This window comes from Xenorhabdus beddingii (genome assembly GCF_002127545.1).
GTDB lineage: Bacteria > Pseudomonadota > Gammaproteobacteria > Enterobacterales > Enterobacteriaceae > Xenorhabdus > Xenorhabdus beddingii.
Map to the genome: position 1 here is coordinate 17,856 of NZ_MUBK01000031.1, position 14,938 is coordinate 32,793.

At 43.5% G+C, this 14,938-nt stretch carries 15 protein-coding genes; 14 read left to right on the forward strand and 1 reads right to left on the reverse strand.

All coding sequences use genetic code 11. The annotated features are described in order from the left end of the window. Positions 1 to 6: 6 nt before the first annotated feature. Both Xbed_RS20595 and Xbed_RS15740 read left to right on the forward strand, forming a co-directional pair. Positions 7 to 2,268, forward strand: a complete 2,262-nt coding sequence (locus Xbed_RS20595; protein ID WP_086113843.1) for a lytic transglycosylase domain-containing protein — start codon at positions 7 to 9, stop codon at positions 2,266 to 2,268. A 678-nt stretch (positions 2,269 to 2,946) separates the two neighbouring features. After that, positions 2,947 to 3,375, forward strand: a complete 429-nt coding sequence (locus tag Xbed_RS15740; protein ID WP_208612258.1) for an antiterminator Q family protein — start codon at positions 2,947 to 2,949, stop codon at positions 3,373 to 3,375. A 216-nt stretch (positions 3,376 to 3,591) separates the two neighbouring features. Here the strand turns inward: Xbed_RS15740 and Xbed_RS15745 are convergent, their stop codons facing one another. Then, positions 3,592 to 3,861 (reverse strand): hypothetical protein, encoded by a 270-nt coding sequence (locus Xbed_RS15745; RefSeq protein ID WP_086113845.1) that lies wholly within the window; start codon positions 3,859 to 3,861, stop codon positions 3,592 to 3,594. Between the two features lie 567 nt (positions 3,862 to 4,428). Here Xbed_RS15745 and Xbed_RS20725 point away from each other — a divergent pair. The 12 genes from Xbed_RS20725 to Xbed_RS15800 all read left to right on the forward strand — a co-directional run bounded on the left by Xbed_RS20725 (position 4,429) and on the right by Xbed_RS15800 (position 14,375). Beyond that, positions 4,429 to 4,698: a KilA-N domain-containing protein gene (locus Xbed_RS20725; RefSeq protein WP_086113846.1), complete on the forward strand. Its 270-nt coding sequence runs from the start codon at positions 4,429 to 4,431 to the stop codon at positions 4,696 to 4,698. Between the two features lie 323 nt (positions 4,699 to 5,021). Further along, positions 5,022 to 5,942: a hypothetical protein gene (locus Xbed_RS15755; RefSeq protein ID WP_139837508.1), complete on the forward strand. Its 921-nt coding sequence runs from the start codon at positions 5,022 to 5,024 to the stop codon at positions 5,940 to 5,942. Between the two features lie 121 nt (positions 5,943 to 6,063). Continuing rightward, positions 6,064 to 6,267 carry a helix-turn-helix transcriptional regulator gene (locus Xbed_RS15760; protein ID WP_086113848.1) on the forward strand — a complete coding sequence of 68 codons (204 nt, stop codon included), beginning with the start codon at positions 6,064 to 6,066 and terminating at the stop codon, positions 6,265 to 6,267. Next, positions 6,260 to 6,391 (forward strand): hypothetical protein, encoded by a 132-nt coding sequence (locus Xbed_RS20535; RefSeq protein WP_279625533.1) that lies wholly within the window; start codon positions 6,260 to 6,262, stop codon positions 6,389 to 6,391. The genes Xbed_RS15760 and Xbed_RS20535 overlap by 8 nt, the downstream gene beginning before the upstream one ends. Before the next feature lie 13 nt (positions 6,392 to 6,404). Then, the gene (locus Xbed_RS15765) at positions 6,405 to 7,259 is read left to right on the forward strand and encodes a GIY-YIG nuclease family protein (RefSeq protein ID WP_086113849.1); all 855 of its coding nucleotides are present in this window, start codon (positions 6,405 to 6,407) and stop codon (positions 7,257 to 7,259) included. Then, complete coding sequence (locus tag Xbed_RS15770; RefSeq protein ID WP_086113850.1) at positions 7,256 to 7,825, forward strand: host cell division inhibitor Icd-like protein; 570 nt, start codon at positions 7,256 to 7,258, stop codon at positions 7,823 to 7,825. The genes Xbed_RS15765 and Xbed_RS15770 overlap by 4 nt, the downstream gene beginning before the upstream one ends. Further along, positions 7,818 to 8,066 carry a hypothetical protein gene (locus Xbed_RS15775; protein WP_086113851.1) on the forward strand — a complete coding sequence of 83 codons (249 nt, stop codon included), beginning with the start codon at positions 7,818 to 7,820 and terminating at the stop codon, positions 8,064 to 8,066. Before Xbed_RS15770 ends, Xbed_RS15775 begins: the two co-directional genes overlap by 8 nt. Beyond that, a complete protein-coding gene (locus tag Xbed_RS15780; protein WP_086113852.1) occupies positions 8,059 to 8,628 on the forward strand; it encodes a hypothetical protein in 570 nt (189 codons plus the stop codon). The genes Xbed_RS15775 and Xbed_RS15780 overlap by 8 nt, the downstream gene beginning before the upstream one ends. A gap of 93 nt (positions 8,629 to 8,721) precedes the next feature. Next, positions 8,722 to 9,183, forward strand: a complete 462-nt coding sequence (locus Xbed_RS15785) for a hypothetical protein (RefSeq protein WP_086113853.1) — start codon at positions 8,722 to 8,724, stop codon at positions 9,181 to 9,183. Beyond that, on the forward strand, positions 9,183 to 11,582 hold the full coding sequence (locus tag Xbed_RS15790; RefSeq protein ID WP_086113854.1) for a DNA primase family protein: 2,400 nt from the start codon (positions 9,183 to 9,185) through the stop codon (positions 11,580 to 11,582). Before Xbed_RS15785 ends, Xbed_RS15790 begins: the two co-directional genes overlap by 1 nt. A 736-nt stretch (positions 11,583 to 12,318) precedes the next feature. Continuing rightward, entirely contained in the window at positions 12,319 to 12,846 is a 528-nt protein-coding gene (locus tag Xbed_RS15795) for a GTPase (protein WP_086113855.1), read from the forward strand. Between the two features lie 176 nt (positions 12,847 to 13,022). Next, entirely contained in the window at positions 13,023 to 14,375 is a 1,353-nt protein-coding gene (locus Xbed_RS15800; RefSeq protein WP_086113856.1) for a HEAT repeat domain-containing protein, read from the forward strand. The last annotated feature ends 563 nt before the right edge of the window (positions 14,376 to 14,938 follow it).

Consider the following 14,938-nt stretch of genomic DNA (forward strand, 5'->3'; position numbering starts at 1 on the left):
GACGAGATGAGCAACACTAACGCAGAAACTATCCGCGACTTTCTAATCTCACTGGGATTTGAAATCGACAACGCTAACGAGAAAAAATTTAGTGCAATGGTGGCAGGCGTCACGGGCAATGTTCTGAAACTGGGCGCGGCTGTGGAGGGCGCAGCGCTGGCGGTGGTTGGATTCACGGCTCAGGTTGCTAGTGGCTTGGATAAACTCTACTGGCAGGCACAACGCACAGGTGGAGCTGTCGAGCAGATCAAATCACTGGGCTATGCGGTCAGCCAGTCGGGCGGCAGTGTCGAGGGGCTGAACTCATCGCTGGAGGGCGTCGCTAAATTCCTGCGCAGTAATCCCGGTGGCGAGGGCTTCTTACGTAACATGGGTATCCAGACCCGCGATACTAACGGCCAATTGCGGGATACCGCTTCGCTTGTTGCTCTGGTCGGCGAACGGCTGTCAGGAATGCCTACGTACCGGGCAAATCAGTACGCCAGTATTCTAGGCATCGATGAAAATACCCTGATGGCGATGCGCCGGGGAATTGGCGGTTATGCTGCTGATTATCACCGGATAATCAAGACGCTGGGCTATAACCCCGAAGTTGCGGCCAAACATGCCAACGCCTTTATGACCCAAATGTACCAGCTTAAGCTGGTAACAGGTTCAGCGAAAGACAAGATCGGAGGGGAACTTGCCCGTGTATTGACTCCGAGTGTTGAGAAATTCACCAATCTGATCCTGAAGCATTGGCCGACCATTGAAAAAGTCATTATGTCCGTAGTAAAAGCGGTGCTCACGCTGTCTGAGATACTAGGCCAGATGGTTTATCGCGGTGCTCAGGGTATACGGGATTTAATCGGCTGGTGGAAACGGCTGGATGAGGGCAGCCAAAACCTGATTAAAATTTTTGGTCTTGTTGCTGCGGCATGGTGGGCGTTGAATGCGGGGTTCCTAACATCACCTATCGGCATTATTACGGCATTGCTGGCGGCGATGTTCCTGCTATATGACGACTATCAGGGCTGGAAAGAAAGAAAAAATAGTTTTATTGACTGGGGTAAATGGGAAGGCACCATTCAATCCGTCATGAAGGCTCTAAAGGAAATGGGGGAGTGGGTTGGTAGTATTGTGAAATCGATAGGCGGTTGGGAAACTGTCTTTTGGGGCTTTGCGCTATTTCTTGGTGGTAAGTGGTTAACCAGTGTACTAGGGACGTTGGGTAAATTGTCTACAGCGGTGGGGAAAAGTGGCTTAACGAAGTTATTACGCACAGCGGGGTTGTTGGCGTATGCTGAGTATCTATATTCTGACTGGGACAATATAACCGCCAGCGCTCAAGCGTCTTGGAACGCGAACACTCGCGGACTTCAACGCGCCGTAGGCGATGTGGGGCAAGCGTTAGGTATAGAAAACCAGTGGGCGAATCAACATAAAGGCTACCGATTCACGGAAACCACGATAGATATACCAACGGGTGATCCTTACCTCGACCAACTACGGTTAAAAGTAGCGCGAGGTGAAAAGACGTTGGATGAAGTAAATAAAATTCTGGATGAACAATTCGCTCCGAAGAAAAGCCAAAATAACGCGGGTGGAAAAGCATTACTGAATTCAATGTCTAATACCTTTACGTCATTGGAGCAACGTTACGGTTTGCCAGCGGGGTTATTGCATGGTGTTGCTATGACGGAATCAGCGGGGAATCCAAAAGCAATCGGCCCTGAAACAAAATACGGTACGGCAAAGGGGATGTTCCAATTCGTCGATTCCACGGCTAAAGGTTATGGACTGACAGGTAATGATGTTTTTGACCCGCATAAATCGGCGGAAGCGGCAGCGAAGATGCTGAGTAGTTTGTTGAAAACACATGGCGGTGATTTAGATAAAGCGCTTGCTTCGTATAACTGGGGCATTGGAAACGTGCAAAAGCTCGGTATGGACAGAATGCCCGCAGAGACCCGCAATTATATCCCCAAGGTCAGGAACAACATGGTGAGTAGGACAGCGTTAGCTAAAAACAGCGGATGGAACTTTGATCCGAAGATGTTTGATAACGCTGAAAAGAACATCAACAAAATGCTGAGCTATACCGGGCACTCACCGGAATTGCTGAAAACGCTAGCCAGTACGACACAAAACCAAACGACGATTGCGCCGAATTACAACATCACGGTTAATGGTGTTGAATCACCTCATGAGGCGGCGGCACTGACGGGTGAAACAGTCCAGCGTAATAACGCAATATTGGTGCGCAGCCTACAAACCAAGGTGCATTAACCTCAACCAGCCGGAGCAATCCGGCGTTCTTTTGTGATTTTTCTTTCCACCAGCAGAACGGTTAGCAACGATGGTCAATTTCTTGACCATGACCAAAAGCAAACAGTTATCCGTAAAGCAAATATGCTTTACTAACAATATCAGCTAGATAATCCTCTTATGCCGGGGAAACTACCGATATCCCGGCAGTTAAAAGCGAGGGGCTTTTGATTCTAACGAACCGTTATAATTAAACTAAATCAGCAAGTTATATTGATGGTTGAAAAGCCAATCATCATTACTACCACGTATAACTAATTGATTATATTAGTACCCCAAATTTGGGGTACGGTTGGTTAACCCTTTGATTATATTAATGACGCAAATCTGCGGGATGTTAGTTAACCCTTTGTTTTCCCTCATGACTCAAATTTGAGTCCTCTATTGCCCGTTCACTAACCAGATAAGCACTTCCCCGGTAACCTATTGAGAAGGCTTAATTCTAGCGAATCGCTAGAATTGAAAAGCCCTTTGAAAATCAGGGTAGTCCAAATGTGGTTTACGGATAGACTTTTCCTCAAATGGAGTAAAAGCCCTTTCAAATCAGCATAGTCCAAAGGTGGGCGGTCTATTTCTTCTACTCCTTACCGATGCTAAGATGTACTAGTTATCTGGTACAACCAAGGCGGATAAAAAATCATGCACAGAGATATGCAGAAAATACTATTGCATTGGGGCGGGTGGGTAGTGCAAGGCAGAGTTAACATTGGTTGGAAGTCGGTATCTGCTGGGTTTAAAGACGCGGTGACTTATACCGGTAACAACAAGCTGTCGTGCAATGACGAGGACGGCATGATCATAGATAGCTGTGTCGCCAAGCTGCGTAATGTCGGTATGACTCAGGAGTGTGATTTTATCGAGCACCACTACGTTAGCGGCATGTCTAAACGCGCCATTGGTCGCAAGTTCAAGCTCAGTGAAAGCGAAGTCAGAAAGCGAATGCTGGTGGCTGAAAGTTTTATTCTCGGGTGCCTGGAGGTTTTAGACGAACCTTTAGAAATAGACCTCATCTATGGCTTCCACGGTAACCGGGCGGATTTGTCCAGTTCAGCATTGAGCGCCCTGTAGTAAAAAGCCTATCCATTGCCCGACTACCTGCGCGAACGGCTCCACTAGCAAGCCATTTGTGCGTCAGAATTACTGACTCGCAAATTTGTCCAGTTAAGGCTATTTGCGAGTAACTAATAGTTACGCACAAACGGCTACCGCCAAATATGGCAGTAGGGTTAAGGCAGAATTCCCACTTAGAATATGGAAGAATGTGTGGGTATTCTTAATTACGTTCTATGAGATATAGCGATCGGTTGCTGGTTTTATTTTTTTGCCAAAGTCTTCAATGTAATCCTCATAGATGAAGACACTACTGTTGGCAAATATAAAATAAGAATTTCTTTCCCCGTTCTTAATAATACTCATTATAAAGCCACGTTCATCGCTACGATCCCAATATTCAGTTTCACCCGGACTAAGACTATTAAAATCTGTATCACCCCTTTTCCCCCATTTGTTCACACTAACAGAAATAGTTCTATTTGAACGATTTGTTATTTGCATGAAATCCTCTCTTTTTTAATTATTTAATGTATTGAAAATATCAACATTTATGTTGAAGGCTATATGCAATCACATTCTATAGAAGCGACTTTTATTATCATTTTTTGCCCAATTAATACAACAATAATGAAACTCAGTGGTCTGATCGTGTTAGCTGTTGTAATAAGAAGTCTTACCAAGTGCCACCAGCCCGCAAGGGCAAAGCTCAGGTATTACGGGCAATACAAAGCCCTATAATGGGCTTAGCTCGCAAGGTCGCGGAAAACTTTTACCCGACCTGATAGCCCATTGATAAAGGTCAAATACCCCGAAACGAAGAGTTTGAGCCGATATGGGAATTCCCATATCGCCCGGCTTCCTCCAATGGAGGATTCCGAAAATATTAAAGAGTTAGGTTTAATTCCGGCGTTTTACCGGAATCGATCTAATATAGTCACACTGCAAATATGCAGTCTGGTCTAAAAATATTCCTCCTGAAATTGAAGAAGGGAGCTTAAGAACGGCAAAGAAATATATGCGCAGATATCGTATACCGGCTTAAGTTATTGGATGAAATGGAGAAGAAAGGTGAAATCGAGATCTAATAAAAGCAAAACCCCAACGGCTGCAACCATCGGGGCTTCTAAAACGTCAGTAACACTTGAAGAAACTAACGCACCAACCACTAACCAAGAGATTGATAGCATGAGTATAACAACTAAAGCATTACCTGTCATTGCTGGTGTAGAAATCACTACGGATTCAGAAGGTCGTTTTAACCTGAATGCCTTACATAAAGCGAGTGGTGCAGGAGAGAGTAAAAAACCTAGCCAATGGTTAGGGGTTAATCAGCGGTAGAAACTCAACTTCCTCAAATTGAGGTTTCTGAGAATATCAAAGGGTTAGGCGTATCTTTCTGTGTGCCGTTCTGAACAAAGCTGCATATTTACATCTTGCCTGTAAATCCACCAGCAAAGTGATTCCGTCTATCCAACGAAATTAAGCCAGTTAGACACTCTGCGGCAACACTTCCACCATTGGTGGAAATCAATAACAATCAATAAATTATATAGATGGACTGCCTATAACACCTTGATTAGGCTTAATTGCTCCATTTCGGAGTAACCAGACTTTGGACAAAAACCACCAGCTATAGCACAATGTTATCCGATGGGGCTATCTTGACGGAGAGAAAAGCGGTACGCCTTACCGCCTGCCTCATCACCTCCATTGTTAAGGCACAACGTTATAAGGCGGACGTGATGAAAGAGCCAAAACCGCTGGCATGTGTGTTTGAAAATCCCCCCATGAGCGTAGCATTAGACATACTCAATGCAACTGATCCTCCCTTTAAAATTGAACCCAGACATATTACTGGTTGGTTTAAAGAGGGGCGTATAGGTATGTATCATCTTATAGATGATATACGGGAACTATGGTTTAAAGAAAAGCTTGGGTATTTATTCGGGGTACTGTTGGGAGAAGCTGAGAACTATAAATATTTAGCTACACGCTTTTGCCATTCAGATTGGGTTACAACTATCCAGAGCGGTATTAATTTAACCACCGGAGAAATAAACGAACAAAAGATCGGGGAAGAAAGCAAATGCCGTAGTTATGAGCAATACGCGATTAACAATGCTGAAGAGCTTTATACTGACGATAAGCAAAAGAACACCAATAAGAAAACGGGCACAGCATCTCATAAAACCCCAGCGGAGGAATATACCGCTTATGAAGATTTTCCTATGCCAGAACCTGTTATCCCTCGCTTTGAATTAGAGAAAATATACTCGCTTATCCACAATACCCCCATATCTAAAAATAGCACGAAACCAACAGGTGAAACCGTATCCATCAAGACTTTTAATACTCTCGCCCGGTTTACAAAGGCGGTACTTCATGCATCTTACGACTCTGATACCGCTGAATACCCCCGCCGAGCAATGGATAACCCCAACAGTGCAATATGCCAAGCTTTTAAAAATGCAGGTGTAGCACATTTGGACGGGAGAAAAATACAAGATTACTTCAATGAAGTTGCCTGTGAGATAACGCCCCATCTTGAAAACGTGGATATCAAAATGGTGCGTAATAAATAACCACTTAATCCTCACCTAGTTGGAATATTGGAATATTCCCGGAACATTCGAATATTCCAAAATCAAAAGTATTAGTCTTCCTCTCGTACCGATTAATAACAACCGAGGAAGACTATTATTTATGCAACACTCTCTTATCAGATTACCCGAAGTTTGCCGCCGTACTGGTTTAGGTAAGTCCACGGTGTACAAATATATCGCCGAAGGTAAATTCCCCAAGCAAATAAAGACCGGCGCACGTGCTTCCGCATTCGTCGAAAGTGAAATTGATGCGTGGATCAGCCGACGCATTATTGCCTCACGCTTGGGAACGAACAATGGCTAAGCCGCATCATACTGATACTTTGCCGGTATCCCCTGCCCGGCAACTTACACCTTTGCTGGTGGGTATACGGGCATGTCTATTACCCCCAGCCGAATTAATGTTGTCGCTGTACCCTACCAAATAACGGAGTCATAAACATGGAACATTTAAAAAGTGGCTTAAGTGCCACCGGACAAACTCGCTCTAAATTCAGGATGGGCGATATTACCGCTACGACATTAGACCATATTAATAAATGTGTTATGCCAAAGGGTCTACAAGGCGGTTTTGTTTATGTTGCTAAATCGAATATTGGATTAGTGAAAGTAGGTAAAACAAGGAATGTCCCCGCACGTATAAAGCAGCTATCCAGCGGTAGCGGGGTGGCCATAACCGATGTTTTTTGTACCTCAGTAGAACAAAAATACAGTGAAATAGAATCCCGCTCACATTGCCTGTTATCAGCGTATAGCTGCGCTGGGGAATGGTTTTCAGCGGATTTTGAAGTAGTCAAACAGGTTGTGCAGCAAGTAGCTAATGAGTTACACGCAAAGCCGATATCTCGTGTTAAACACAATCCATACCATGTTTATTTATGGATATGCGCTAATGTGGAGCAGGAGAAACTTGAGTCCGTTTTGCTCGATATTCTATCTGATGAAAGCAAAAACTTTTTGTGTAGTTTAGGCGCTGGAGTTCCTGCTTATATAGCGAGTTACATTCATGCTTATGGTGCTGTTATTTTACTGAATAACAGTGCTGCTCATGAGATTTACCCTAATGGCTATAGAAATGCTGAGTTATCGGTAATCGAAGCTGAATGGAAGCAGGTAGGAAGTGAAGGAGAGGTAGAAGAAAGCGATTTAACGGATCACATACTGGATATTAGCAATATATCGGAATTAAATTCTCAAGCGGAATCATGGCGTAATCAGTCAGTTTCAAAGTATTTTTCTCATTTTCTTAATATTGAAAAACTGGCGTTAGCACAGCGCATGGAGGCGAACGCATGAACGTGAAGTTTTTTGAATCGATAAAAGCGCGCTGTCACCGAAATAGTGATCCTTGTCTCTTTACTTTGTTATCCAACATTGGCTATAGTGATTCCGCGCCAGCAAAATCTGGTGTCAGGATTGAGACCCTGAATAAGAACTACACGGCGACACATGACGCGCCAAGCGTCTTTTTTTGTGTCCTAGCATCACAGCACCTACCATTTAAGGCGGAATTCGCCTATATGTATTCAATGGTGCCGCTAGCGGGGCTACCGAAAGGTAGGCTGGTTTCCGTGTACGCCAGTAGTCTCAACCCTGTTAGCGTCACCGCCCTTTCAGAGATTGAGACCTCCGGTGGTGACTTCGTAAAAGTTCACACGGAGATCGCAACTATGGCGACTATCCCTACCCCCACTCATTTCAAATTTGTGTTTCTGAGCATCAAACGTGCAGATTTAGCCGCTACCCCCAGCCGTATAGAGGCTATTGCCTCCGACGAGCAGTGTGCCCGTTCTGTCCTTTCCCGTGATTTCGTCCTGCTCTTTGCTGGTCGCCTGCCAGTACAGGAGGTGCGCCATGTCTGATCGTTCATTAGCAACTCTCTATGCGCAACCCGCCGATGTGTTAGAGCCTGTTTCGGCATTTCTTAAGGCCGTGGAGTACCTGCGCTTAGATCCCGAAGCAAGGGATATAGAGGCCGATTTGCTGGCTTATGCGCAACAACTCTTACAACTGCATACCGATAATGCCAAAAGCGCTAACTGGACGGCTGAGGCTGAACCTCGCGTTAACCATGCTAATGCTAATGAGGTGCAATATGTTTGATAAATACCGTTCTGTCACTGAAAACGGCATTGTGACGCTTTACTACAAGCCAGAAGAAAGGGGTGAAGAAGAGATCGTTATTTCCCTGCCCGCAACCTCCATTGTAGACCGAGCCGATAGAGGCGATTGGGACGAGCAAAACGCTTTAGCTTTTCAGCTACTCATGGCGTGGCTGAAAACGCTTCCCACTGGGCAACCTATAGATGATATTCGCTTCTTCCGTTGGATAGTGGCGCATGTATGGGTTAAAGAGCAAAAGGAAAAGCATCACGGTAAAGCGATCTTCAAGCTGGAAAATTCCTCGGTTGTCTTCCCGCTTTTCTTATCCACTGAGCGTTCAGCACTGGCGAATAACATTGAAGGGGCGCTGATTGCGCGATTTGGTCATGAGCAAGGGATAAAAAACGCCGTTATTTTCTACCAGCAAATGCTGGTGGGTTCCCCTGGTCAAGGGTTGTCACTGTCTGACTTTGGTAAACACGTACTTACTGAGCTACATCGTGGCTTTATTGAAGAGGGCATACCTCAAATGGCGTTCAATAAGCCGGAGGTTTTTCACTGATGAACAAATTTATCACTCAATCCACCGGCTTTAAGGCTGAAACAATTAATGGTTGTAATACTCGGCAGAACGGCAATACAGGGGGAGCTGACCATGCGTAAATCTAAAGAAACAAATAAACCACTGAATAAAAAGTTAAAAGACTTTTCCGATTCAATAGCGGCCAACGCCGCACATTTGCCCCCAATGGCAAGATCCGATTTGGCATGGTTCGCCAAGAATACCCGTTGTCGTTATTACCTGCGCGATACGTTCCCCGGTGAGTATAACCCCGAAGAAATATCTGGAGCGCATCACTGGTATACGCTGGTCAACCTGCGAATTGACCAAAATCCCCTGATGTATACCTCCAGCGATGGCGGTAAAACAGGCCGTTCGGCACACATGGTACAGGTAGGGCATATTCCTATCACTTTCTCGCCTGCTGATAGTGATTTTATTGCTTCGCTCTTTGCAGACCAGACCACAAAAAAGAACCAAACAATCTTGAGCTTACTGTGGGCTGACGGGCTGGAAAAAATGGGCGTACAAGATAAGTGGGGAGTTGAACAATAATGGCAGTACAATTTTTATTAGCGCGGGGTAATACCAATGCCCCCGCACTTGTGGCAAAAAGTAGCTTTTTAGAGTTCAGTCAGGTCATTTTATCTAAACGGGCAGAAATAGCCATAGTGCCCGGCATGAATGGCAAAGCGCGTAACGAAGAGAAGAAAAAGCTGTTCTGGTTCGCTCCACCAACCAAGCAAAAGGGGATGCCTCGCAGAGTGGGTAACATGGCGGCTTGTGCTTTTGGCTGTGCTGATATCGATGAAAGCACCCCCAATGCAGCAGCGGCGCTAATGTCAGTATTAACGCGGTATTCAATGCTGATGTACCACACAGCCAGCAGCACCCCAGAGAACCCCCGCATTCGCTTGGTGTGTGAGTATTCCCGCTTGGTTGAACCGGATGAACGCCGGGCAATAGGTACGGCGTTTGAAAGCGCACTGATGCGGGAAGCCGGTTTTACTTTTGAGGGTATCAAAGGAGAAAAAGCTCGTTGGGCTAAAGAGGCTGATTATCTTGTCTTTGACCGGAGCGTATACGGCGCACAAAGTTATCTGTATTGCCCTCATATTGGAGCAGAAAGCAACATTTATCAGGGCGAGGTTATTGATGTTGATCTCTTACCTTTGCCCGTTGCAGAACCTCAAAGCGATACGGCCACCAGCAAAAAAGTATCTCAACAAGCTGATGAGGTTGATTTTAGCGAGCTAGAACTTATCGACGAACATATTATATCTGATTTACGTAGTGCCTTATGGCACCCTGAGATGTTGAAACAGGCATATGATAATAAAGCATGGTCAAATAACGGCTATCGTCTCGCGTCGCTGAAAGGAACGGAACACGAAGACGAAGCTCGACAGTTATTTATTGATTGGTCTGTCACGGCTCAAGACGCTTATCCCGATGAAGATCTTCATGTTGTGGCCGCGCATAAATGGGATAACTATCTGCATGCCAATAACTCCAGTTATCGCGGTATTTTCAGTGAGGCACAAAAGCTTGGCTGGAAAAATCCCGGTGCTTTGCGTATTAAGGCTCAGGGTATCGGAGATATGGCAGCGAGTACACGGGGTGAATTGCTGGCGGAGCATTATGGCCTTATTCGGATGAAATCCGAAGATAGTGTATTCGCGTACTATTATAACGGGCAGGTGTGGGAATATGTGCCTGATGCGGCCTTAGAACGCCAGATGGCGAAGATGTTCACTGAAAACAACGCGACATTCAGCCCACGTGCGGTATCCAGTGCCATTGGTGCAATGAAATTGCAGATCCCCATTATGGGCGAGGCTTCACGCTATTTGATTGGTTTTGCCAACGGTGTTTACGACCTTGAAACTCAGGCATTCAGGGGACATACACCTGACGATTGGATCACCAATCATAATGGCGTGGAATTTACCGATCCTCTTCCGGGTGAAAACTTCAAAGACCATGCACCGAACTTCTATAAATGGCTTTCACAGAGTGCCGGTGATAATGCTCAGTTTATGAAGCGTATCAAAGCTGCGCTATTTATGGTGCTGGCTAATCGCTACGATTGGCAGCTTTTCCTTGAGGTTACCGGACTGGGGGGAAGCGGGAAAAGCGTCTTTACAGGTATTGCGACTTTATTAGCGGGAAGCCATAACGCCGCAAGCGGAAGCGTCAAAGATCTGGATGCCCCCCGCGAACGGGATTCGTTTGTAGGAAAGAGCTTGATTATCTTGCCAGACCAGCCCCGTTACGTAGGCGACGGCTCTGGCATTAAAGCGATTACTGGGGGCGACTCAGTGAAAGTAGATCCGAAGCATATCAGGCCATTTGAAACTGTCATTCAGGCGGTGATTATGGCAACAAACAATGAACCCATGCACTTTACTGAACGTCAGGGCGGAATAGCCAGACGGCGTGTCATTTTCCCATTCAATAATCAGGTGAAAGAAAATGAACAAGACCCGAAGCTATTAGAGAAGATAAAAGCTGAATTGCCAGTTATTGTACGCTGTTTGCTGGTGGACTTTGCTAAACCAGAACGGGCAAAAAAGCTTTTGATTGAACAGCGACAATCACCGGAAGCATTGCGGGTGAAGAATACCAGCGACCCGCTGTATGGTTTCTGTAGTTATCTGAAAGCGTTAATCGATGCGACCGGAATGTATATGGGCGTCAATAAACCGCCGTTCTTCCCAGACAAGTATCTTTACCATGCGTATATATCCTATATGGAGGCTCACGGTCACAAGAACTTGCTGAACTTAACCCGTTTCGGGGCACAGCTACCGGAAATTCTTAAAGAGGTAGGGATAAACCTACAGAAAGTTAGAAAGATTTCAGGGTATCAATACAATGTCGTGCTTACCAATGAAGCTAAAGATTGGCTTGAGGTGTACTTTGATAAAGAAGATTTAAGTATCCTTGGTTAGCGTAGTGAGTAGTACGTTTTACCAACGACATAAAAGCCTCTAAGTTAGAGGCTTTTTGTTCATTTAGTAGTCTTTTTATGTACGGTATGTAGGGTATGTATAGCCACCCGTACATGATATTAATAGCTGTATTTCAATTAGTTATATCATATTTTGGCGTTTTGTAGAGTATGTACAGTTAAGACAAAGTTAGCTGGTTTTCCGGTATATTTTTTAATTCCACCAGCGACATATATAATTAAAATTAACTTATTTTCTAATGAAATAAAAAATATAACTATTGTTTAAGTTGCAGTTAAAAATGTGTTACTGGAGTTGTATATCAATGCTCAACATAGTTAATCTTTTTTCGACGATAAAAAGGGCAAAAATGCACGTGGGGGAACAAATGGGGGAACGGAAAATAAATAAAATTTATTTTACTTTTAATATCAGTAAATTATGTTGATGTTCGAGTCCGGCCTTCGCACCATCTAAATTAAGACGCTAATCAAAAGAAGCGTCTTTTTTTATGTCTGAAATTCACGTTTTGCAAAGCTTTTCATAAAATTCTAGTCAGCGACAACGCCATTTTAAGTTTACTCACTCAACGTGCTGTATGAGCATAGATGCGGTGATCTACAACCAAATTGAGTCCCTATTTTTACATGTGAAAAACTGATCGCCTTATTACTGTAAGTGATTTTTGCTTCCATACGGATAACAATAAGTGTGTCTATGATGACTGGGGTATGTGATGAAACTTTCGGATTTAGGAAATAGAATTTGTATTATGGGGCCTTCGAACAGCGGTAAATCTACGCTTGCGAATGCAATCTCAAGAAAATGTAACCTGAAAGCGACTCATCTGGATCAGCTTTTTCATTTACCAAATACAAACTGGCAAGAACGTCCGGTAGATGAGTTTATTTTATTGCATGACATGGCAATAAAAGAGGAGAGCTGGATCATAGATGGAAACTATAGAAAATATCTATCACAGCGTCTGTCCAGAGCGACAGGGGTCATTTTATTAGATATCTCAACACCCGCAAGCCTGCTACGCTATGTCAATAGAACGCTATTCCAACGTAACCGTTGCGGTGCTCTGGAAGGGAGTAAAGACAGCATCACATGGAAAATGATCCATCATATTTCTGTTGTCACCCCCAAAAGCCGAAAACGTTACGCGGAAAAGTTCGAACAATTAACCCTGCCCAAGATCAAGCTCACATCGATTAAACAAATTAAGCAACAATTTGATGAATGGGAGCTTATGCGGTAGCTATTACAGGTAATAGATCTCAAATATATCATCTGTTATAAGTTTATTTTAGAAATTTAGGTATTTTAAACAATCCCAGTTAAAAATGAATTTAAGATATTTTTTATGTAAAAAACTTACAGTTATCTTCTGGAGTTTAGGGTGATTGGGAATAACACAAAATAAAAAGGACAATTATGGCATCAGAATATTTTTTATTACGCCAAATTGAGCAGATAATTACTGCGTCTCATTTAGCTGAGTATAACTGGCTCAAAGCCAACAAAGAAGATAAGGTAGCTCGATTAAAATGGTTAACTCGACACCATGACGGCCAAATTAGACAAAGAGCCGTTTTGTGTCTTGGAGCTATGCGTGAAAGTTCAGCATTACCTGAATTTATTGAACGGGCGAATGATTGGGCTGAACCTATAAGGCGGTCAGCCCGTCAATGTATCAGGAAATTTTTGCTCTCTGAGTATGTTGATAATCTAGTAAAAGTTTTACCTGCATTTTGGAAGTTACTGGATTGCCAGCGTGATCAACATCAGAAATTGGTGGATGATATTTTGGAATTTCTGGCAAAACCAGAGAATCGTAGTGCGTTGTTTAACGGCTTGCAATCAAGTGATAAATCTGTAGCGCGTTGTTCTCTGCATGTATTGAATGAACGTGAATTATTTCCACCGATGGAAGTTTTGAGACGTGCTATAGAGCATACCGATCCTATGGTTAGGTTAAGGTCAGTACGGTATCAACTAAATAAATCCGATCTTACTGATATGGAAATTTTCCAGCGTTTTCTGAAAGATCCATTTGTACCTATTAAGCAAGCCACGTTGCAGTATGCTATTGATTATTCCATTGATATTCCTCATTCAACGTTAGTATTACTGTCATTTGACAGCAACGCATTGGTTCGACAGAGGACTCTAAGACTGTTGGCAGCTAGGAATATTGATCCAACAAATATCTATCTTGAGGCTTTGCAAAGCCCTAAGGCTACAGCCCCGAAAAAACGGGTTGCTTTATTAGGATTGGATGAACTGAAACATCCAGATGTAGTTGATTGGGCTACTCTCTGTTTGGATCGTCGCCATCCGGGGATCTATATGGGGGCATTACAGGTTTTGATGCAGCACTGCGGAAATACGGTACAGAGCATTTTACTTGAGGCTTTTACTCATCCATCTGCCAAAGTAGGGAAATTCGCTTTGAAATTACGGGATAGGCATAAGGTATTTCTTACTCTAACTGATGTACAGTACTGTATGAATAACACTCAATCAATAAAAGGGTGGAGATTGTGTTTTTCTCTGGCGAGTAGATTAAATAAATGGGATTGGTTGATATTTCTTTTTTCCAATATTAAACAGGATAATGGCCAATTATCTAATGAATATCTAGAATATTGGATTAATCAATTTAACTGTTCAGGAATAGAGCCCTCGGAGAAACAAAAGACGAGGCTACTTTTTTTATGGAATGATATTTACCATTTTATCAACCGTTCTAAACGAGAAATGAAGTGTTTTCTATCGTTATTATAGGATGTGGATATATAATCAGGGTAATATATTATTTTTTATGGAATTTTTAATCATTAAAACAATCTGATCACTACATTTCCATAAAAAAGTGATTTTAGTAATGAATGTTTTTAATTGTATCAGCTAGGGAGAAAGGAATATGGCTTTCGCGTTTTGACGGTGGCAAGGTGGCTGTTATACTGAAAAAGTTCGTTAATTCGGCGATGAAGTTTTTTTAACTTAAAGAGTATCAACGGTACTTAGGCACGTTAGGCAGTGTTTTCCATCGTCTTTCGTAGCTAACTTCAGGGTGGGGAAGTTTCACTCTTATTTTTTGCCAGAGAGGATGACTTGTTGATACCAGCGGCGGTTTCCCGTGAAGCAGGACTCAGTTCATCGACTGTAGTACTAATACTCTGTCACGTCCTTGGCCGAAAGGCGGATGAATTATCGCAAATTACCTCGGAATATATCGTGGGGTATTCTGTCTAGTCCTGATATACGTTGACACTTATTTTACTCATCACCGCCTGATGATGTACGTCATCGGGCGTTTGATATTTTAGGGCTAAGTGGGGTCGGTA